General features: G+C 63.2%; 16 protein-coding genes. 11 read left to right on the plus strand and 5 right to left on the minus strand.

What is annotated here, in order from left to right; genetic code table 11:
* Positions 1 to 225 precede the first annotated feature (225 nt).
* On the plus strand, positions 226 to 1,461 hold the full coding sequence (locus tag L0U83_RS19285; protein ID WP_233885531.1) for an acyl-CoA dehydrogenase family protein: 1,236 nt from the start codon (positions 226 to 228) through the stop codon (positions 1,459 to 1,461).
* A gap of 28 nt (positions 1,462 to 1,489) precedes the next feature.
* Positions 1,490 to 2,854, plus strand: a complete 1,365-nt coding sequence (locus tag L0U83_RS19290; protein WP_233885533.1) for an LLM class flavin-dependent oxidoreductase — start codon at positions 1,490 to 1,492, stop codon at positions 2,852 to 2,854.
* 42 nt (positions 2,855 to 2,896) lie between these two features.
* Here the strand turns inward: L0U83_RS19290 and L0U83_RS19295 are convergent, their stop codons facing one another.
* Positions 2,897 to 4,096 carry an LLM class flavin-dependent oxidoreductase gene (locus tag L0U83_RS19295; RefSeq protein ID WP_233885534.1) on the minus strand — a complete coding sequence of 400 codons (1,200 nt, stop codon included), beginning with the start codon at positions 4,094 to 4,096 and terminating at the stop codon, positions 2,897 to 2,899.
* Between the two features lie 292 nt (positions 4,097 to 4,388).
* Here L0U83_RS19295 and L0U83_RS19300 point away from each other — a divergent pair, with 292 nt between their 5' ends.
* The 6 genes from L0U83_RS19300 to L0U83_RS19325 all read left to right on the plus strand — a co-directional run bounded on the left by L0U83_RS19300 (position 4,389) and on the right by L0U83_RS19325 (position 13,924).
* Entirely contained in the window at positions 4,389 to 5,990 is a 1,602-nt protein-coding gene (locus L0U83_RS19300; protein ID WP_233885535.1) for an ABC transporter substrate-binding protein, read from the plus strand.
* Between the two features lie 32 nt (positions 5,991 to 6,022).
* Entirely contained in the window at positions 6,023 to 7,003 is a 981-nt protein-coding gene (locus tag L0U83_RS19305) for an ABC transporter permease (protein WP_233885536.1), read from the plus strand.
* A 13-nt stretch (positions 7,004 to 7,016) separates the two neighbouring features.
* Positions 7,017 to 7,994 carry an ABC transporter permease gene (locus L0U83_RS19310; protein ID WP_233885537.1) on the plus strand — a complete coding sequence of 326 codons (978 nt, stop codon included), beginning with the start codon at positions 7,017 to 7,019 and terminating at the stop codon, positions 7,992 to 7,994.
* A gap of 9 nt (positions 7,995 to 8,003) precedes the next feature.
* A complete protein-coding gene (locus tag L0U83_RS19315; RefSeq protein ID WP_233885538.1) occupies positions 8,004 to 9,707 on the plus strand; it encodes an ABC transporter ATP-binding protein in 1,704 nt (567 codons plus the stop codon).
* 108 nt (positions 9,708 to 9,815) lie between these two features.
* Positions 9,816 to 10,541, plus strand: a complete 726-nt coding sequence (locus L0U83_RS19320) for a haloacid dehalogenase type II (RefSeq protein WP_233885539.1) — start codon at positions 9,816 to 9,818, stop codon at positions 10,539 to 10,541.
* A gap of 50 nt (positions 10,542 to 10,591) precedes the next feature.
* On the plus strand, positions 10,592 to 13,924 hold the full coding sequence (locus tag L0U83_RS19325; protein WP_233885540.1) for an AAA family ATPase: 3,333 nt from the start codon (positions 10,592 to 10,594) through the stop codon (positions 13,922 to 13,924).
* Positions 13,925 to 14,093: 169 nt separating this feature from the next.
* Here L0U83_RS19325 and L0U83_RS19330 read toward each other — a convergent pair whose 3' ends face one another.
* Entirely contained in the window at positions 14,094 to 15,227 is a 1,134-nt protein-coding gene (locus L0U83_RS19330; RefSeq protein ID WP_233885542.1) for a porin, read from the minus strand.
* Positions 15,228 to 15,678: 451 nt separating this feature from the next.
* Here L0U83_RS19330 and L0U83_RS19335 point away from each other — a divergent pair, with 451 nt between their 5' ends.
* The 3 genes from L0U83_RS19335 to L0U83_RS19345 all read left to right on the plus strand — a co-directional run bounded on the left by L0U83_RS19335 (position 15,679) and on the right by L0U83_RS19345 (position 17,436).
* The gene (locus tag L0U83_RS19335; protein ID WP_233885544.1) at positions 15,679 to 16,365 is read left to right on the plus strand and encodes a hypothetical protein; all 687 of its coding nucleotides are present in this window, start codon (positions 15,679 to 15,681) and stop codon (positions 16,363 to 16,365) included.
* Positions 16,366 to 16,462: 97 nt separating this feature from the next.
* The gene (locus L0U83_RS19340; RefSeq protein WP_233885546.1) at positions 16,463 to 16,768 is read left to right on the plus strand and encodes a DUF4148 domain-containing protein; all 306 of its coding nucleotides are present in this window, start codon (positions 16,463 to 16,465) and stop codon (positions 16,766 to 16,768) included.
* 200 nt (positions 16,769 to 16,968) lie between these two features.
* Complete coding sequence (locus L0U83_RS19345) at positions 16,969 to 17,436, plus strand: septal ring lytic transglycosylase RlpA family protein (protein ID WP_233885547.1); 468 nt, start codon at positions 16,969 to 16,971, stop codon at positions 17,434 to 17,436.
* 84 nt (positions 17,437 to 17,520) lie between these two features.
* On the opposite strand, the gene L0U83_RS19350 is transcribed toward L0U83_RS19345, so the two are convergent.
* The 3 genes from L0U83_RS19350 to L0U83_RS19360 are packed head-to-tail and all read right to left on the minus strand — an operon-like array spanning position 17,521 to position 19,984.
* Positions 17,521 to 18,825 carry an MFS transporter gene (locus L0U83_RS19350; protein WP_233885548.1) on the minus strand — a complete coding sequence of 435 codons (1,305 nt, stop codon included), beginning with the start codon at positions 18,823 to 18,825 and terminating at the stop codon, positions 17,521 to 17,523.
* A 47-nt stretch (positions 18,826 to 18,872) separates the two neighbouring features.
* Positions 18,873 to 19,472, minus strand: coding sequence for a peroxidase-related enzyme (locus L0U83_RS19355; protein WP_233885549.1), 600 nt, complete (start codon positions 19,470 to 19,472; stop codon positions 18,873 to 18,875).
* Entirely contained in the window at positions 19,469 to 19,984 is a 516-nt protein-coding gene (locus tag L0U83_RS19360; RefSeq protein WP_233885550.1) for a CMD domain-containing protein, read from the minus strand. The genes L0U83_RS19355 and L0U83_RS19360 overlap by 4 nt, the downstream gene beginning before the upstream one ends.
* Between the last annotated feature and the right edge of the window lie 21 nt (positions 19,985 to 20,005).

Consider the following 20,005-nt stretch of genomic DNA (forward strand, 5'->3'; position numbering starts at 1 on the left):
AATCGTGAAATAGGTCCGCGTGCCAGCGTGATTTGCTTTGGCCGCAACGTCATGCTGCTTGAATGCGCGCAATGCTGGCCAACGCAGACATGCGAATAACAAAAGACGAATTCTGTGGTTAGTCGCAGGCAACGCGCTCCCTATACTTTTCCTTTTTGGCAAAACGCCTTGAGGCCGCCCGCGTATCAGAATGATTCGCGGGCCTGACAAAAAGAGGAAAACTCAATGTCCGCTCTTCCCACTCAACTTCCGGTACGCGATCGCGCAACGAGTTTGTCCTTGCAGGAAGCGCTCGCCAACTTGCCATCGCTCGCGAATGAAATCGGCAAAGAAGCAGCGGCGCGCGAAGGGCGCCGCGAATTGCCTTTCGAGGGCTTTGACGCGTTCCGGCGCTCGGGGCTAGGGCGGCTCCGGTTGCCGGTGGAATGGGGCGGTCTGGGCGGCTCGCTCGTGGACGAATTCGACGTGATCGCGACGCTGGCCGCCGCCGACAGCAATCTCGCGCACGCGCTGCGCATTCACTACGACCAGACCGAAGCGCTGCTGCTCTCGGCGCGCACGCCGTTCAACGATTTGCAGATTCAGCGCGTGATCGACGGCGCCATTTTCGGGGGTGCCTCGACCGAGCTGGGTACGTCGCGTCCGGGCGAATACACCACGGCGCTCAGGCGGGACGGCGAAGACTATCGTCTTGACGGCCGCAAATACTATTCGACCGGCACGGCCTTTTCCGACTACGCGCGCCTGAGCGTGCTGAACGACGAGGGCCAGCCGGTCGTGGCGATCGTGCCGGTGCGGCGCGAAGGGCTCACGGTGCTCGACGACTGGGACGGAATGGGGCAGCGCATGACGGCGAGCGGCAGTCTCGTGTTCGAGAATCTGCTGGTACGTGCGGACGAGATCACGGAACGCGGCCTCGCCACGCTCGCCGGCCGTCACGGCGGCGCGCTGCGGCAACTTCATCTGGTGGCGGTGGCAGCGGGCATCGTTCGCAACGTGGTCGCGGACGCGAAGCGCTACGTGCTGGAGCACGGGCGCCCCGTACTGCACAGCACGGCTCCCTCCGCGCGCGAAGATGCGTTCATCCAGCAAGTGGTCGGCACGCTCTCCGCACATAGCCACGCGATCGATGCGCTGGTGCGCGAGAACGCCCGCACGCTCGATCGATCGGCACAAGCGATACGCGCGGGCGCGCCGGACGCGGATTCGCTCGTGCTCGAAGGCGCATTGGCAACAGCACGCACGCAGCTCGTGGTCAGCAAGCTCGCGCTCGAAGCGGCCGAGCGCCTGTTCGAAGCGGGTGGCGCTTCCGCCACTTCGCGCGCACACAATTTCGACCGGCACTGGCGCAACCTGCGCACGATCTTCAGTCACAACCCGCTGCTGCACAAGGCGCGCGTGGTGGGCGACTACGCCTTGAATGGCGTGACGACGCACCTCACCGAAGGCCGCGTATTTTGAAACCCACGATTCGAGGAGTGTCCACGAGATGAGTCGAACTTCGGTCACCGCAACGTCGCGCCGCCTGCATTTGAACGTCAATATCCTGCACTCGGGCTTCGTGCCATCGGCCTGGCGTCTGGCCGACGCCGATCCTCGCGCATTCGTAGACGTGGGGCACTACGTGCGCGTCGCGCAACTCGCCGAGAGAGCGAAGTTCGATGCGGTCTTTCTCGCCGATAATGCCGCGATCATCGACCAGATCGACTTCCGTCCGATCACGGCGCTCGAGCCCACCGTGCTGCTGGCCAGCATCGCGGCGGCGACTACGCACATCGGCGTGATCGGCACGGCTTCGACGAGCTACAACGAGCCCTATAACATCGCGCGTCGCTTCGCTACGCTCGATCATGTGAGTCGTGGCCGTGCGGGCTGGAACGTCGTGACGACGGCCGATTTGCCCTCGGCGCGCAACTTCGGCCACGACGCGGTGCCCGATCACGCGCAACGCTATGCGCGGGCCGCGGAGTTCACGGAACTCGTCAAGGCGCTCTGGGATAGCTGGGATGACGACGCCTTCGTTGGCGACAAGGAAAGCGGCCGCTTCATCGACGTGACGAAAGTGCGGCCTGTTGCGCACGAGGGGCGCTTTTTCAAGGTGCTGGGGCCGCTAAATCTTCCGCGTGCGCCGCAAGGCCATCCTGTGCTCGTACAGGCGGGCGGCTCGGGCGACGGCCGCGATCTCGCGGCGCGTCACGCGGAGGCCGTATTTTCCGCATCGCAATCGTTCGAGGAGTCGGCTGCGTACCGGCGCGATCTCAATGCGCGCGCCGCCGCATACGGGCGAACACAGGGTGTGCAGGTGTTGGCGGGCCTCACCACCATCATCGGCGCGACCGAGACCGAGGCATTGCGGCGGCGCGACGAACTCGTCGAGCAGATTCCCTGGCGCTACAGCCTCACGCGCCTGGCCGGCACACTGGGTCTTTCGCCCGATCAGCTCGAACTCGATGCGCGCCTGCCCGAGAACCTCGCGCTGCCGGGCGGCGGCAACGGCAACCACACGTTCTTCCATGCCACGATCGCCGAGGCGCGGCGGGGCGGCCACACGGTGCGCGAACTGATCCACTCGCTCGCGGGCGGCGGCGGGCATCGCGTGATCGTTGGCACACCTGAGCAGATCGCCGACGATATCGAGCGCTGGTTCAAGGGCGGGGCCGCAGACGGCTTCAACCTCATGCCCGATGCACTGCCGGACGGTCTGGAAGCGTTCGTGAACGGTGTGGTGCCGATCCTGCAACGCCGTGGACTCTTTCGAACCGAATACGAAGGCAACACCTTGCGCTCGCATCTCGGGCTCGAGCGGCCGCGCGTTCGTGAGACGGTGGCGGGCGCACAGCTTCAGCGCGCCTGAAGCAGAGCGGATGCGGCGCTTTAAGCGCCGCGAATTCGCAATTCAGCGGCGAAGCCCGGCTTCATGCAGCAACGGCAGCACGCGTTCACCGAAGAAGTCCAGGTCGGGCTGAAAATCATAGAAGCTCAACTGCACGCCGTCGATGCCTGCCGCGTGAAGCTTGATGATCTTGTCGGCCACCTCTTCGGGCGAGCCCACGATTGCAATGTTGCCGCCAACGGCCCGCGAAGCCGCCTTTGCGCGATCTTCGAAACCGCCGCGCCATGCGTGCGCGTCGCTGTCGAAGCGGTGAAAGCTCCCTTCGTCGGCGTGCGCGACGATGGCGTCATGATAGTCGCGCGCCTCGGCGGAAGTCTCGCGGCAGATCACCATCGGATTGATCAGCGTGCGCACCTGGCGTCCATACGCGCGCGCTGCATCTTTCACGCGCGCGACGTGTGCGGGCAGCGCTTCCAGCGCGCGATCGATCTGCGGTCCCGCTGGGCTCGTGATGAACACCACATCGGAATAACGCGCGGCGAAGTCGATGCCGGCGGCGGAGCCCGTTGCATTGATGAGCAGCGGACGTCCGTAGCGCGGCTTGGGCGTCACGAACGCGCCCTGCAGCCGCCATCCCGAGAGTTCCGGCTCGAAACTGAAGTTGTCCGGTTGCGCCCACAACTGCTGCACGGCGTCGAGGAATTCGGCGGCCATCTCGTAGCGCCGGTCGTGCTCGATGCGGTTCCAGCCGAACATTTCGTGTTCGACGGCGCGATGCCCCGTGACCACATTGATGCCCCAACGTCCGCGCGAGATGTGATCGAGCGTGGCCGTGAACTTCGCGAAGTGCAGCGGGTGCCACGGCCCGTAGAGCACGTGGGTCGTTGCGGCAAGGATGATGCGTTCGGTGCGTGCGGTCAGCGCCGCGAGCGTCATGAACGAGTCGAGCGCATGCCCGTCGAACACGCCGCCATAGCCGCCTTTTGGCAGCCATTGCGACAGGGCGAAGACGAGATCGAAGCCGAGCGCTTCGCACTTTTCCACGAGCGCGGCGTTGTAATCGAACGACCAGTCCGTGCCGCGCGGCAGCGTGGACGCGCTCCATCCGCCAGCCTGTATCGGCAGAAACAGGCCGAGCATGAGCGGCTGCGCGAACGCGCGCGCCACCGGGCTATCGGGAAAGTCGGCGGGAGAGGCCACGGACACGAACGGCGTAGCTGCGGGAGTGGATGCGCGCGGCTCGGCCACGGAGTTTTCGCTCAAGACAGACACCTTGGAGGTTCGTTGCGGCGCCGGGCGCCATGCTGGTCGATCAGTCGATCGAATGATTAAACACGTGCCGCGCGCGAATAACAAAGAAGCTTTTCTGCTTTCCAATTGCGTTGCCGTGCTGCTGCATTTGCAGTTTGGCGCGCCAGTTCATATGGATAGCAGCATCGCTTGGTTAGCGCGTGAGGAGGCCGTTGCTACGATTGCAGCACTGTCGCCACGGCGCGAATTTACCGGCTCTCGCAGATCGCAGCGTTTAGTCCCATTGATATCGGAACACATCAGCATGTCACGTTTGACCCGTCGAGAATTTCTTGTTGCAAGCGGCGCGGCCGCCGCCACGGCGGGGTTTCCCGCGCTTGCCCGCGCCCAGGGCGCCGTTTCGCGCAAACGCGGCGGCACGCTGAACGTGCTGATCAATCCCGAGCCGCCCGTGCTGGTTTCGATCTTCCAGACCACGGGTCCGGCGCTCGCCGCGAGTTCGAAGGTGCTGGAGGGCCTGCTTGCCTATGACTTCGACCTGCGAGCGCAACCGCAATTGGCGACCGCATGGACCGTGAGCCCCGATGGTCTGCGCTACACGTTCAAGCTGCGGAAAAACGTGCGCTGGCACGATGGCGAGCCGTTCACGTCAGCGGACGTGGCGTTCTCGATCGACTTGCTCAAAGCGATTCACCCCCGCGGGCGCAGTACTTTTGCGAACGTTACGAAGGTGCAGACGCCCGACGGCAGCACGGCCATCATCGAATTGTCGAAGCCCGCGCCATTTCTCCTCAAGGCGCTTTCGGCGGGCGAGTCGCCGATGGTTCCCAAGCACCTGTATGCGTCCGGCGATCCGCTCACGAACCCGCACAACAACGCGCCCATTGGCACCGGGCCGTTTCGCTTCAAGTCGTGGACGCGCGGTGCGAGCATCGTCTACGAGCGCAACCCGGACTACTGGGACGCGGGAAAGCCTTATATCGATGCGCTCGTGTACAAGGTCATTCCCGATCCGGCCGCGCGTTCGGCGGCGTTCGAGACCGGCGCGCTCGATCTGGGCGGCGAGAACCCCGTGCCGCTCACCGACTTGCCGCGCCTCACGCAGTTACCGCAACTCGTGACCGAAACACGCGGCTATCGCTTTCTCGAGCCCTTGGCGGAGATCGATTTCAACCTCGATCATCCGGTGCTGAAGGACCCGCGCGTGCGTCAGGCCATCGCGCATGCAATCAACCCGCAGGTCGTGCAGAAAACCGTGGCCTACGGCTATGCGGATGTCTCGCCCACGCCCATTACGCCCGCTTCGCCGTATCACGACGCGCAAATCACGCCCTACGCATTCGACCCGCATGCGGCCGAGGCGCTGCTCGATGCGGCAGGCAAGCCGCGCGGCGCGGATGGCGTGCGCTTCAAGCTCACGCATGACTACCTGCCATACGGCGACATGTACCAGCGGCAGGCGGGCTACGTGAAATCGGCGCTCGCGCGCGTGGGTATCGATGTCACGGTGCGCTCGCAGGATCTGCCGTCATTCCTCAAACGTGTCTATGCCGAACGCCAGTTCGACTTCACGAGCATCGGCGTGAACACGCTGTTCGATCCGGCGGTGGGCGTGCAGCGTCTTTACTGGTCGAAGAATATCCGGCCCGGCGTGCCGTTCTCGAATGCGCCGCATTACAGCAGCGCAGAAGCGGACCGTCTGCTCGAAGCGGCATCGGTTGAAATCGATGAAAGCCGCCGCGTGAGCCTCTACAAGCAGTTTCAGCAGACCGTTTACCGCGATCTGCCGATCCTCAATCTCGTCGCGCCGCGCATGGTCACGCTCGCCAACCGCCATGTGCACGATCACACAGTGAGCGCACAGGGTCTGGAAGGCAATTTCGCCGATGTCTGGCTCAGCGCCTGACTGCGCACCGCAACACCAAACGGAGCCCAACGATGAGCCGAAGCGCCCGCTGGCAAACGATCCTGCGCCGCACAGCCTGGCAGGCGCTGCCCACGGTGCTCGGCATCGTGATCCTCAACTTCTTCCTGCTCAAGCTGATGCCGGGCGACGCCGCCGATGTGATCGCGGGCGAAGCCGGCTCCGCGACGACGGAAACGATGACCATGCTGCGCGCGAAGTTCGGGCTCGACCAGCCCTTGCTTGTGCAGCTCTGGACGTATCTGAAGCATCTCTCGCATTTCAGCCTTGGCTATTCGCCGCGCTACGACATGCCCGTGATGCAGCTGATCCTCTCGCGGCTGCCCAACACCTTGCTGCTGATGGGTGTGGCGCTTTCGCTCGCACTCGTGGCCGGCGTGGCGCTCGGCGCGGTGATGGCGCACTGGGCCGGCAAGTGGCCCGATCGCGTGTTGTCGGTGGGCGCGCTGCTGTTCTATTCGACGCCGGGATTCTGGATCGGCCTGCTCGCCATCATTCTTTTCGCGGTGCGGCTAGGGTGGCTGCCGAGCGGCGGCAACGTCACGATCGGGGCGAACCTGCACGGCTTCGCCTACGTCGCCGATGTCGCGCGGCACGTGTTGCTGCCCGCGGCGACGCTCGCCAGTTTCTTCGTAGCGATCTACGCGCGCATTACGCGTGCCGCGATGATCGAAGTGCAGCGGCAGGATTTCGTGCGCACGGCGCAGGCCAAAGGTCTGCATCCGTGGCGCGTGACGTTGCGTCACGTGTTGCGCAGCGCACTGATGCCGCTCACCACGCTCGTGGGACTGCATTTCGGCACGCTGCTTGGCGGCGCGGCGGTGACGGAGACCGTGTTCAGTTGGCCGGGGCTGGGCCGCCTTGCACTCGATGCGGTGCTGGCGCGCGACTTCAGTGTGCTGCTGGGTGTGCTGCTCTTGTCGTCGCTGCTCGTCATCGTCGCGAACGTTGTGGTCGATCTGCTGCAGGCGTGGCTCGATCCACGAGTTGGTTAACGGAGGGACAGCAATGAGTTTCGAATCGCCGGATCTGCCGGTTGAAGCACGAGGCGCTGGCGCGCGCCACGGTTCGCCGTGGCGGCGTCAGCTGGCGTTGGCGCTGCTTGGCCGCCGCGGCGCCGATCGCGACGGCGCGAGCGCGCGCCGCGCCGGGCACGCTTTCTGGCGTGCGCTGCTGCGCAACCCTTCGGCGTGCGCCGGCCTCGCGCTGCTCGCCGCATTCGTTGTGCTTGCCGCGCTCGCGCCGCGACTCTTTCCAGGCGACCCGCTCGACATGGTGGGAGGGCCGTTCGAATGGCCGGGCAGCGACCCGCAATTCTGGCTGGGCACCGATTCGCTCGGGCGCGACGTAGCGGCCGGCATTGCGCATGGCGCGCGCGTGTCGCTCTTGATCGGCGCAGCGTCGGCAGGCATCGGGCTCGTGATCGGCACGCTGGTGGGCGCGATCGGCGGTTATTTCGGAGGGCTGATCGATGACGCGCTGGTGCGCCTCACCGAACTCTTCCAGACCGTTCCGTCCTTTTTGCTGGTGATCGTGCTCGTGGCGATCGGGCGGCCCAACGTGGTGGTCATCGCGCTAGCAATCGGCATTGCCTCGTGGCCCACGGTCGCGCGCATCGTGCGCGCGGAATTCCGCACGCTGCGGCGCTCCGACTTCGTGCTCGCGGCGCGCAGCCAGGGGTTCAGCAATACGCGGATCATTTTTGGCGAGATCCTGCCCAATGCGTTGCCGCCGGTGATCGTCACGGCTTCGGTGATGGTGGCGAGCGCCATTCTGATCGAATCGTCGCTGTCGTTCCTTGGCATGGGCGACCCGAACGTCATAAGCTGGGGCGCGATGATTGGCGCCGGACGCGATTCGCTGCGCACGGCGTGGTATCTCACGGCAATTCCCGGTGCGGCCATCGTGCTCGCGGTGCTTGCCCTCAATCTGCTCGGCGACGGCCTGACCGAAGCCCTCAATCCGCGGCAGCGGCAACGACAGTAAAGGTGCCACGTGAGCCAACTGCTTGAAGTGCGTGATTTGCGCGTGAATTTTGGCGTGCACGAAGCGGTGCGCGGCGTGAGCTTCGACATCGCGGCGGGCGAGACGCTGGCACTCGTCGGCGAGTCGGGCAGCGGCAAATCCGCTACGGCGCTTTCGCTCATGCAGCTCGTTCCCGAGCCCGGGCGCGTCACGGGTAGCGTGCGCTTCGAAGGGCGCGAGCTGCTCGGGCTGCCGCCCAGGGCGGTGCGCGAACTGCGCGGCAAGCAGATCTCGATGATCTTTCAGGAGCCGATGACTTCGCTAAATCCGGTGCTCTCAGTCGGCGCGCAGATCGTGGAGACGTTGCGCCAGCACGAAGCGCTGTCGCGCCGGGCCGCTCGCGCGCGCGCCATCGAATTGCTCGATCTCGTGCGCATTCCCGAACCACAGCGCCGCTTCGACGACTATGCGCACGAACTATCGGGTGGCCAGCGCCAGCGCGTGATGATCGCGATGGCCGTGGCGTGCCGCCCCCGTCTGCTGATCGCCGACGAACCCACCACCGCGCTCGACGTGACCATCCAGGCGCGCATTCTCGAACTGCTCGACGCGCTGCGCCGCGAGCTATCGATGTCGCTCCTGCTGATCACGCACGACCTGGGCGTCGTGGCCGATCATGCCGACCGCGTAGCGGTGATGCTGGCCGGGCGCAAGGTCGAGGAGGCGCCAACCCAGGACCTCTTCGCGTATCCTCGTCATGCTTATACGCAAGGTCTCCTGAACGCTTCGCTCAATCTGGCCGATGATTTGCACTACCGGTCGTGGACCTTGCCGGAAATTCGCCACACGGCAACGGTAGATCGGGCCGGTGAGGAGGGTGGCTTCGTGATGATGCCGCGCAAGGTGCCCGAGCGCGCAGCGCCGCGCGCGCGGGAGGCGGCTGCTGCGCCGCTGCTCGCGGTGCGCGACCTGCGCGTGGCGTACCCGCAGCGCCATGGCGCACCGGCGCTTCACGCCGTGGACGGTGTGTCGTTCGAGATTGGCCGGGGCGAGACGGTCGGCCTCGTGGGCGAATCGGGCTGCGGCAAGTCCACGCTTTCGCGCGCGATCATGCGCCTCGTGCCGGTTGCGGGCGGCTTGATCGCGCTTGACGGCACTGAACTCGTATCGCTTGGCGAGCGCGCGTTGCGGCCATTGCGACGCAAGGTGCAGATGGTCTTTCAGGATCCCTATGCATCGCTCAATCCCCGCCGCACGGTGGGCGACATTCTCGAAACCGTGCTGGCTGTGAATGGTGTAGGCGACGCGGGAGCGCGCCGTGCGCGCGTACGCCTGGCGCTCGAGCGCGTGGGTCTTCCCGCGGCTGCGCTCGCGCGATTTCCGCATGAGTTCTCGGGCGGCCAGCGTCAACGCATCGGCATTGCGCGCGCGCTCGTGCTCGAGCCCGCATTGCTGATCTGCGACGAACCGGTCTCGGCGCTGGACGTCTCGATCCAGGCGCAAATCCTCAATCTGCTCGTCGAACTCAAACGCGAGCTGGGGCTTTCCATGCTCTTCATCTCGCACGATCTTTCGGTCGTGCGCTATATCGCCGACCGTGTGCATGTGATGCAACAGGGCAAGATCGTCGAGAGCGGCGACCATCGGGACATCTGGCGCGCGCCGCGGCATCCGTATACGCGTACGCTACTCGCCGCGATTCCGGGGCGCGAGCTTACGGCCGAAGCGGCTTGAAGCGCGCGGCGTGGCACAACGATCGGCGCTATCGCGCTTCAAGTGCTTCAATGAGCGTTGCGCCGCCTTTGACGGTTGGCCTCCGATCAACTGCCCCTTCTGGCCCCTATGACGAACCCCACCGAAATCAAGGCCCTTGTATTCGACGTTTTCGGCACCGTGGTGGACTGGCGAAGCGGTGTTGCGAGAGAAGCCGCCGCTTTTCTGCAGCGCCACGCGCCGAACCTCGATGCTTTCGAATTCGCCGACGCCTGGCGACGCGAGTATTCGCCCTCGATGGAGGAAATCCGCAGCGGGCGCCGGCCATACGTGCGCCTCGACGTTCTGCATCGTGAGAACCTCTTGAAGGTGCTGGAACGTCGCGGCATTGCCGGGGTGACGGACGCCGAGATCGACGAACTCAATCTGGCCTGGCATCGGCTCGATCCGTGGCCGGATGCGGTCGGCGCGCTGGGCCGCCTGAAACGCCGATTCATCATCGCGCCCTTGTCCAATGGAAACATCCGGCTCATGGTCGATATGGCGAAGCGCGCCGCGTTGCCGTGGGACGCCATTCTCGGCGCTGAAGTGGTTCGCGCTTACAAACCCTCACCGCAGGTGTACAGCGAGACGGTGGACATTCTGGGTCTCGCGCCCGCCGAACTGTGCCTTGTCGCGGCGCATAACGGCGACCTTGCCGCAGCGCGCCGGCTCGGTCTTTCGACCGCATTCGTCGTGCGGCCGACCGAGCACGGGCCCGATCAGAAGACGGACCTGGAAGCGGACGAGGCGTGGGATTTCGTCGTGGAGGATTTGAACGCGCTCGCGAGTCAGCTTGATGCCCCGATAGATTGAGCTTTTAATGGTAATTGCCATGGAGGGCGTCTCTCTAGATCAGGGGCTATATGCGCTGCACAAATTGTGGCTTCGAATGCCGCGAGGGCGCGAGATTTTGCGAGCAGTGCGGCACACAGGTCGCTGACACTGCGTCGCTCCCATCCCCTGTCGATTACACGCCTTCTCACCTGGCTGAGCAGATTCACGCCGCGCAGGCGGCTCTTGAAGCCCGCGGCAAAGCGGTCAGCGAACGTAAGACGATTACCGCATTGTTTGCGGACATGGCCGGCTCGACTGCACTCATATACGGGCTGGACCCGGAAGAGGCTCACGGGCTGATTGCGCCCGTCATCGAATTGATGATGGAGGCCGTTCATCATTACGAGGGCTTTGTTGCGAAATTGCTCGGCGACGGCATTCTGGCCTTGTTTGGCGCGCCGATCGCACACGAAGACCATCCGCAGCGCTCGCTATATGCCGCACTCAGAATGCAGCAGGCCATGCGCCGTCATAGCGACCGCATTCGCCTCGAGCGCGGCATTCCCTTGCAGATACGCGTGGGTGTCCACACCGGCGAGGTCCTCATGCGTTCGATCCACAAGAACGATCTGCAAGCCGACTATGACCCTGTCGGCAACACGATCCATATTGCCTCGCGCATGGAGGCCATTGCGACACCGGCATCGATACTGGTCAGCCAGTCCACTTACCGGTTGACCGAGGGCTATTTCGAGTTCAAGGCCTTGGGGCAGACGCAGGTCAAAGGCGTGGCCGAACCGCTTGCCGTGTATGAGGTCCAGGGGCCTGGTGTGCTACGCACACGACTTCAGGTGGCCGAGCGGCGCGGACTTGCCAGGTTCGTCGGTCGCGCGCCTGAACTCGCGACATTGCGCGGAGCGCTCGATGCGACGCGAGCCAGGCGATGCAGCATCGTCGGCGTGGTTGGCGAAGCGGGCGTGGGGAAATCGCGGCTCTTTCATGAGTTCAAACGCTCGGCGCTAAAAGGCTGCCTCGTCGTGGAGACGTTCTCGGTTTCGCACGGCAAGTCGTTCGCGTATTTGCCGCTCATCGAATTGCTGAAGAACTACTTTCAGATCACATCCGAAGACGACGAACGGCGAAGCCGCGAAAAGGTGACGGGCCGCGTGCTTTCCCTCGAACGCAATCTCGAGGACGGGGTGCCTTATTTGCTCCATCTCCTCGCGGTCGGCGAAACGAGTCCGGCCCTCGCGCAAATGGATTCGCAAATTCGGCGCGACCGCACGTTCGAAGCCATCACGCAACTCTTCGTGCGCGAAAGCGCGAACGAACCCGTCGTTCTGGTGTTCGAGGACCTGCAATGGCTCGACAGTGAGACGCAAGCCTTCCTCGCTTACCTGATTGAACGCGTATCGAGCGCACACCTTCTGTTGCTGCTGAACTATCGCCCGGAGTATCAGCATGATTGGGGAGATCGCAGCGGGTATACGCAGTTGGCTCTGGAGCCACTGGATCGTGCCGATGCGCAGGGCCTGATCAGCGCGCTCGTCGGCGACGATCGAACGCTTTCTGGCGTCAAGCAGCATGTGCTCGACAAAACGGAAGGCAATCCGTTCTTTATCGAAGAAGTCGTACAAACTCTGGCCGAAGAACACGTACTCGTGGGGGAGCCTGGTCACTACCGAATGGAAGCAGCACCGGTCGCGTTGCATATCCCAACGACGGTGCAGGGCGTGCTCGCTGCGCGTATCGATCGGCTGCATGCCGCGGACAAAGCGTTGTTGCAGACGCTCGCGGTGATTGGCAAGACGTTCCCGGCAAATCTTGTCCAGTACGTCGTCGACCTGCCGGACGACGACCTGCACGCGAGCTTGTCACGTCTGGAAGCGGGGGAGTTCATTTACGAGCAGCCCGCCTTTCCGGATGTGGAGTATGGCTTCAAGCATGCATTGACGCAGGAAGTGGCCGGCAGTTCCATGCTTGCCGAGCGGCGACGGCTTCTGCACGAACGCATCGGCCAGGCGATAGAAACGCTTTTCCATACGCGCCTCAAGGAATACTGGAACGAACTTGCGCATCACTACAGCCTCAGTGGAAACGTACCCAAAGCGGTAGAGTATTTGCATAGCGCCGGTCAACAGGCGTCGCAACGTTCGGCTAACGCCGAGGCGCTGCGCCAGCTCGGCATGGCGCTGGATCTGCTCTCAGGCCTGCCTGAGACGCCCGAACGGGCAGACCGTGAACTCGCGTTGCGGCTTGCTATCGGGCCAGTCTTGATGGCCGCGAGAGGATGGGCTTCTCGCGACGTGGAAGCGAACTACTCACGTGCGCTGGATCTGTGCAGGCTGGCTGGGCGAACGCTGCATCTGTTCCGGGTTCAAAGCGGGCTGCGTATGTTTTATCAGTTGAGTGCGGAATATAAAACGGCTAAAGAAATCGCCGAACGAATGCTCGCACTTGCAGAGCACGCGGACAATCCCACGCAGGTCATGGAAGCGCATTATCTGCTCGGTATGAGCCTGTTCCGGCTCGGCGAGCTTCCCTCCGCGCATGCCTATCTTGCCGGCCTGGCGAAATCGTCGGCGCTTCAGGACGCCGGGCAGCTCGATGAAGAGATCTTTGCGCACGGGCGCGATCCGCGCAGCGTCGGCGAAGGCAGCCTGGGTCTCGTTCTTTGGCACATGGGCTACCCGGATGCAGCGTTAAGGCATGCTGAGCAAGCGATCAATCGCGCCCGCTCGATACACGATCTGGTCAGTCTCGGCCAGACGCTCATCTTCAAGGCCGAGCTTCATCAATTGCGTCGCGAGGCTGCACAAACACGTGCCTGCGCTGAGGCCGCCATCGCGCTTGCGACGGAGCAGGGCTTTCCCATGATTCTCGCGTGGGCGACCATGCTCCACGGCTGGGCGCTCTCGGAGGCAGGAGAAAAAGAGGAGGGTATTGCGCAGGTGCGCCGCGGCCTCGCCGACTATGAAGCGACCGGCGCTCGCCTTGGCCGCTCGTACTTTCTGGCTTTGTTGGCTGAAACCTACGCCAGGGCGGGTTTGCGCGAGCCCGGGCAACATGCGCTGGCCGAGGCAATCGCGGCTTGCGAAACGTCGGACGAACGGTATCACGAGGCCGAGTTGTATCGGCTCAAAGGTGCGTTGTCGCAGCTTCCAGCAGGGCTTTCGAGCATCGCAGCCGCGGACCGCGATGCGGCGCAGGGGAGTTTCAACCAAGCCATCGCAATCGCTCGCCGCCGAGGTGCCAGATCGCTCGAACTGCGCGCGGCGTTGAGCCTGGCGCAGCTTCATACGGAAGTGGGAAGCACGCGTGCAGCCCGGGAAATACTCGCCTCTGTTTATGAATCATTCACCGAGGGGTTCGAAACGGCAGACTTGCGAGAAGCCCGTCAATTGCTTGACGCGCCCGTATAGAGCATGAATCGGTAGTCACGTGTGTCGGCGCTTCGGCGCGGCATCTCTGGAAAGCACATAGGCAGGCCGACACCGAAGCGTCCGCCTGCCTATGCCGGTTCACCGTTTGCGCGGCGATCAGATTTCGCGCGACCGTCCCGCTACAGGCGACGGATCATGCGTGGCCGCCTTAGAAGCGATGGCGGATACCCACGGTCGCCACGGCTTGCGAGTTCGAATCCGACGCGGAAACTCCCATGATGTCCGCGTGAATCTTGCCCTCGCCATCCACGACACGCTGATACGCGGCTTCGGCGTAGAGGTCGGTGCGCTTCGAAAGCGCGTAATCGCCTTGCAACGTGAACTGATGGAACTTCGGATTCACGCCTTCCAGGCTCGCATCCGTGTACGTGTAAGCACCCGACACTGTGAACGCAGGCGTAAACGCGTAGCGGCCGTTGATTTCGTAGTTGGTAAAGCGCGCACTGTTGCCAGCGAGCGAAGTCGTCGCACCCGCGTTCGCAGAGTTGATAGCCGTGAGATTGCTCAACTGCGTCTGCGTGAACACGAAACCCACGTTGGCCGCGCCGAAGGCGTAGTTCAGGCCCGCGCCGTACGTGCGCTGACGCGAAGCGGAGAAGGTGGCGTCGTCACTGACCGCGCCGCTGCTGTTGATGCTCGAACCCGCGTTGTTCAACTGGAGATAGCCCGCACCCGCCTTGAGGCCGCCGAACGAGTACGTGGCGCCGAGGCTGTATGCGCGGTTATTCGCGAAGCCGCCTGCGGCGTTCGAGAAGCCGTACAGCGCATTGAACTTGAGGCCGCCGTAGTTCACGCTCTGGTACTTGAGCGAATTGCTCACGCGGAACGAGTTATTGAGGTTGTCGTTGTCGTACGGGTGCGCGGCGAGCGTGCCACCGTACTGCGTGCCGTTCAGCGACAGCCCGCCCAGGTTGTCGACCACGCTGTCGTACTGACGACCCAGCGTGACCGCGCCGGCCTGGTCGCTCGAAAGGCCCACGAACGCCTGGCGGCCGAACATGCGGCTGTTCTGCTTCGCCGCGCCGGTCGAAATGCTGAAGCCGCTCTCGAGCACGAAGATCGTTTTGAGGCCGCCGCCCAGGTCTTCGCTACCGCGCAGCCCCCAACGGTTGCCGTTGAGCGCGCCGCTTGACTGCTGCACGTTCGAGCTGCCCGACTGGTTGCTCGTGTACAAGACGCCAGCGTCGATCAATCCGTAAAGCGTAACCGAGCTTTGTGCGTGTGCCACGCTGGCGAAAGATGCAGCGGCGACTGCGAGAGCGGATAGGGTGTTCTTTTTCATCGTTACTCCATTGCTTTGATTTTCGCTCGAAAGCGAGCGAGCGCGGAGCATAACGCGATATATGGAGTGAACTTCAGTAATTGTGGCATGCATGCCACGATTACTGGCTAACATTGCCTTACCTATTCCGGCTTGTTACGTCTTCACCGCGATAAGTCAAAATATCCGGTAAAACAAGGGTGTTCTGCAACACCTACGCTGTTGGTGAAACGCCTTATTTTTATTATTTCGATGGTCATTTCGAGAAATACTCGACGAGTAATATAATGAATTATTACAGCAAATGAATAACGCGAAGAAATACATGTTATTCAACGAATCGAATTGACTGAACTGATCCTTATTGCGATTCCCAGCGACGGGGCGTGACGAAATGGGCCGAGCGCGGCAGAGGTAAAACCCCGCCTTGCGTACTCATCCATGCCTCCGGGCGCGAGCGCCTCGCGTTCCCATGCCTGACGCGATCGTTGCGCCGCTCGCCCAGGCGAAGCAGCAGATCTCCCCCGGCCGCATCGAGGCCACGGTGCACGACCTGCAATCGATCCTGCAGACGAATCCCGACCACGCCGAAGCGCTGCACGGCGCAGCCATATCGCTCATGCAACTGGAGGAGCCAAGGCTGCTCGCCTATCCTGGCCGCCTGGCGCGTCGCTATCCGAACGCTGCTTTGGCCTGTTGGCGATTGCCCAACACCGCTTGTCCAGGTGATGGTCGCGCCCAAACTCGCATCGTCGCGATGCACGCTGGGATGGGCTCTACGCGGATCGCGCCCGGATGGCATGCCCCCTGCATAGTGTGCCGCGAGTCGCTATCGCGCCCCTGCTGGCGTGCATGGCGACGGCATGCCGGAGAACTCCGTTGGCGAGCGCCGCTGCCACGGTTGAGAGTCCGACGACCTATGAAATGCAGAGGCGTAACCGCGGAGGCTGACGTGGACCAAACGTGGCTGGGTATGGCTGCCGGCACGATCGTGCTTGTTGTCGCTGTGGTTGGCGTGGTGGCGCACTACCTTCGTGAGCGTAGGAGGGCAGATTTTCTGCGCAACTTCGATCACCACGAATGGTGGCAACGGAAGCACGGAGCAGCCTGTCCATCAAGCAGGACGCTGCGAGCAAACAAATACAACGCCTGGAAATGAAACCGATACAGGAGGAAACAGCGAAGTGAAGCGGCTTGTTTGTGCGGACAAGAAGGCTCGCCGCACCCCATGTGGCAATCGTTAGAGGAAGCTCACCATGAAATCCCTTGGTAAAACATTCGTCATCCTTATCATCGCGTCGGCTCCGGTTGTTTCGTTCGCGCAATCGAACTCTGCCGTGACTCCTGAGCAGGTCCGCGCGGAGCTCGAGCAGCTGGAACAGGCCGGCTACCACCCTGGTGACGGCGACAACACGAACTATCCAGCCGATATTCAGGCTGCCGAAGCGCGCGTGGCAGCGCAGAATGGCGGGAGCAGCTACGGCGGGATGGTTAGCGGCGGGTCGGCGTCTGGCGCGCCCACGGCCGGTGACAGCATGAAGCCGATTTACTTCGGTCAGTAAGACATTGCGATGAAGAGGCCCTTCCTCCGGATGGAGGGGGGCTTTGTTCGGGTTCGTCACCCGCAGCGAAATGAGGGCCGGACTTTCAAACCCATTGCAAGAAACCGGAAAAGTTGCGAGGATTTTGGCTTGCCCGGGCACGCGAAATGCGCAGAACCTTGAAAACGTTTACTTCCCGCTCATTGACTGACATGTGGTCTATGACGCCATCACCCCGCTATGCGGCAGTGTTCGCAATCTGCGCCTTATTTACAGCTTGCGGACAGATCGCCCCCAAACAGGCTGCCTGCGGCGTTGATTCCTGTCGCACGCGGCACGAGATGGTGCAATCCGGCGAGGCTTCGTGGTATGCGGAAAAATTCCAGGGGCGTCAGACCGCAAACGGAGAACGCTTTGATCCCGGCGCACTGACGGCTGCGCACCGGACATTGCCGCTCGGCAGCTATGTGCGCGTCAAATCATTGGCGACTGGAAAGTCGGTTGTCGTGCGCATCAACGATCGCGGCCCCTACGTCAAAGGCCGGATCATCGATCTCTCCTATGCCGCGGCGAAGACCCTGGGTTTGACAGACGCGCGGTCGATGCAAGTGCAGATCGAACGTGTGGGAAACAAGGCGAACGCACGGACAGAAGCGGACGGCGGCGGAGTCTTGACGACAGAACGGTGAAATGAGGCGTGGTCCGCGTCACGCCACGCTCCTGCCGCGAAATCCTCGACGCCGCTCCCTTGAAGCTGCAAAAAACCCGCTGCGTCATCCGGTAGTTTGAGCGGCGTTTGCGCTGCTCTGCCTGAAATGGCTCGGCTTCAGCGCCATGACGGCTACGAGACTGAGCGCGATGCCGATCATCACGTAGAGCACCGGCGCCAGCGGCGAGCCCGTGAGCGCGATGAGCCACGTCACGAAGGTCTGTGCAAAGCCGCCGAAAATCAGGACAACGACATTATTGACCACGGCGAGCGACGTCGCGCGCGTACGCTTGGGGAACATCTCGGCAAGCGTCGTGCAATAGACGCCAAGGAAGGACGCGCTCAGCACGCCGATCACGATCTGCGTAAGCAGGAGCCGGGGAACCGACGGCGCCGCCACGACCCACGCATAGAGCGGATAGACCGCAACCAGGTACGCGCCCAGCGAGCCGACCAGCAGTGTCTTGCGGTCGTAGCGGTCGGATAGCGCGCCCGCGATCGGGGTGACGATCAGCATGACGATGGCCGCGATCATCTGCACCATGAAGCTTTCCGAAACGGGCAGTTTGAGAATCTGCTTCGCGTAGGTGACGGTGTAGCCGAACGTAACGTAAAACGTCACGGTGCTCGCCACCACCATGCCCATACCGATCAGATAGTCCGACAATCCGCGCTTGACAGCGGCCGCCTCCGTCGCCCGGGCGCGCGGCGCTGCGTGGATGCGTGCGTAGGTTTCGCTTGCGTGGCGGCGCAGGTAGACAGTCAGCGGCGCAATGAGTAGCCCCACCGCGAATGGGATGCGCCAGGCGCCCGCGAGCTGCTGCTCGGGCGTGAACGCCTGCGTGACCACCATGCCGAGCGCGGCGCCCAGCATCGTCGACATGAGTTGTCCGCTCATCTGCCACGATCCGTAAAATCCGGTGCGATTCGGGGGCGCCAGTTCGATCAGGAATGCCGTCGAAGTGCCGAACTCACCGCCTATCGAGAATCCTTGCAGGAGCCGGGCCGCGAGCATGAGCAGCGGCGCCGCGAGACCGGCCGTCGCATAGGTCGGCGCGAAGGTCATGATCGCGGCGGCAAGCGCCATGATGCCCATGCCGAGCGTCATGGCGGCCTTGCGGCCATACGTATCGCCGTACAGGCCGAGCAACACGCCGCCCACGGGCCGCATGAAAAAGCCCGCGCCGAAGAGGGCCGTGGTCAGCAGGATGGCGTTCAGATCCGCACCCGCTCCGCCGTGCGAGGCCGGAAAAAACAGCTTGCTGATGATCGGCGTCATCGCTGCGAAGATGGTGAAATCGAACCACTCCATCGCATTGGCCAGCACGGCGGCCACGATTACAGGCTTGATGCCTGGTTGAGTTTCCATCGGCTATCCCCGGGTATGGGTTGAAGGGCGGTCCAGCATGGTTCTGGTCAGGCGGCGGGCGCCGGCTCGGGAAACACGGGTTCGCCGAGATTGAGCATCAGCCGGTTTGCCCACGCGAAAATGGCGATCGAATGGATCAGGTCGAGAATTTCAGCATCCGTAAGACCGGCCTCGCGCAATTCGCGCAACTGGCCTGCCTCGATCTCGTTCGGGTGCTCGGTCAGCGCAGCCGAGAAGCGCGCGATCGCCTCTTCGCGCTTTGTCGTGCCGGCGCTGTGAGGATCGGCAAACACCTGGCGGATAACATCGTTGCGCTTGGCGAGCTGCTCGAAACGCTGGGCATGAACCGACGCGCAATACACACAGCCGTTGAGCCGCGAGACAACCGTGGTCGAAAGTTCCCGTTCCGCGCGAGGCAAGCCACCGGGCGCGTACATGATCGCGTTGAACGCGGCGGAGCGCTGCCGCAGGATTGCGGGTTGATGGACCAGAAATCGGTAGTAGTCCGAGACTTTTGCCTTGGGATGGCTTTCTTCGAGAACGGCGATCTGATCCGTCGTGGCATGGTCGAGGTCGACAACGTCGAGCCACGCATCCCATTCAAGTGATTCGTTCGTGAAGCCGTGCGATCGGATGATGCCCGTCATGATGAGCGCTCCAGCTGCTTGAGGGCTTGCAGACCCGCGACGAGGCGCGTCTGATACGACAGAAAGGCGATGAGTTGTGCGAGCGCGACGACGGCGGGCGTCGTCAGTCCGGCGGCGGGCAGCGTCTGCAGCGCGGCCTTGTCGCCAGCGACCGGATTTTCGATCAGCGTACGCGTGAACGCGAGGATCGCGCGCAGGCGCGGCGCAGACAGATCCTCCGGCGCACCCGTTGCCACAGCGGCGAGCGTCGCCGCATCGACCTCGTGTGCGGCCAGTTCGGCGCGGTAGTGGGCAACGAGCGCCGGGGAGGGGGCCAGTCGGCTCGCATAGAGCGCGACGAGTAACCGCTCGACGAGCGTGAGGCCGTCGAGTGCGGGATCGAACAGCGCGTCGTAGCTGCCCTGGGTCGCTTCCACCACCTTGGCGCGCTGGTGCCGCAATGCATGCGTGGCCGAGTCGGGCCCCAGGTCGGCGACGCGATCGATGATGTCGTCGTCAGTGTCGTATGTCATGGTCAATTCCGGAAGACTGCG

This window comes from Paraburkholderia flagellata, assembly GCF_021390645.1.
GTDB classification, from domain to species: Bacteria; Pseudomonadota; Gammaproteobacteria; order Burkholderiales; family Burkholderiaceae; genus Paraburkholderia; species Paraburkholderia flagellata.

Bases quoted from the DNA above. Each gene is read 5' to 3' on its own strand.
- L0U83_RS19285 (WP_233885531.1), top strand. From the start codon at position 226: ATGTCCGCTCTTCCCACTCAACTTCCGGTACGCGATCGCGCAACGAGT.
- L0U83_RS19290 (WP_233885533.1), top strand. From the start codon at position 1,490: ATGAGTCGAACTTCGGTCACCGCAACGTCGCGCCGCCTGCATTTGAAC.
- L0U83_RS19300 (WP_233885535.1), top strand. From the start codon at position 4,389: ATGTCACGTTTGACCCGTCGAGAATTTCTTGTTGCAAGCGGCGCGGCC.
- L0U83_RS19305 (WP_233885536.1), top strand. From the start codon at position 6,023: ATGAGCCGAAGCGCCCGCTGGCAAACGATCCTGCGCCGCACAGCCTGG.
- L0U83_RS19310 (WP_233885537.1), top strand. From the start codon at position 7,017: ATGAGTTTCGAATCGCCGGATCTGCCGGTTGAAGCACGAGGCGCTGGC.
- L0U83_RS19320 (WP_233885539.1), top strand. From the start codon at position 9,816: ATGACGAACCCCACCGAAATCAAGGCCCTTGTATTCGACGTTTTCGGC.
- L0U83_RS19325 (WP_233885540.1), top strand. From the start codon at position 10,592: ATGCGCTGCACAAATTGTGGCTTCGAATGCCGCGAGGGCGCGAGATTT.
- L0U83_RS19330 (WP_233885542.1), bottom strand. From the start codon at position 15,227: ATGAAAAAGAACACCCTATCCGCTCTCGCAGTCGCCGCTGCATCTTTC.
- L0U83_RS19335 (WP_233885544.1), top strand. From the start codon at position 15,679: ATGCCTGACGCGATCGTTGCGCCGCTCGCCCAGGCGAAGCAGCAGATC.
- L0U83_RS19340 (WP_233885546.1), top strand. From the start codon at position 16,463: ATGAAATCCCTTGGTAAAACATTCGTCATCCTTATCATCGCGTCGGCT.
- L0U83_RS19345 (WP_233885547.1), top strand. From the start codon at position 16,969: ATGACGCCATCACCCCGCTATGCGGCAGTGTTCGCAATCTGCGCCTTA.
- L0U83_RS19350 (WP_233885548.1), bottom strand. From the start codon at position 18,825: ATGGAAACTCAACCAGGCATCAAGCCTGTAATCGTGGCCGCCGTGCTG.
- L0U83_RS19355 (WP_233885549.1), bottom strand. From the start codon at position 19,472: ATGACGGGCATCATCCGATCGCACGGCTTCACGAACGAATCACTTGAA.
- L0U83_RS19360 (WP_233885550.1), bottom strand. From the start codon at position 19,984: ATGACATACGACACTGACGACGACATCATCGATCGCGTCGCCGACCTG.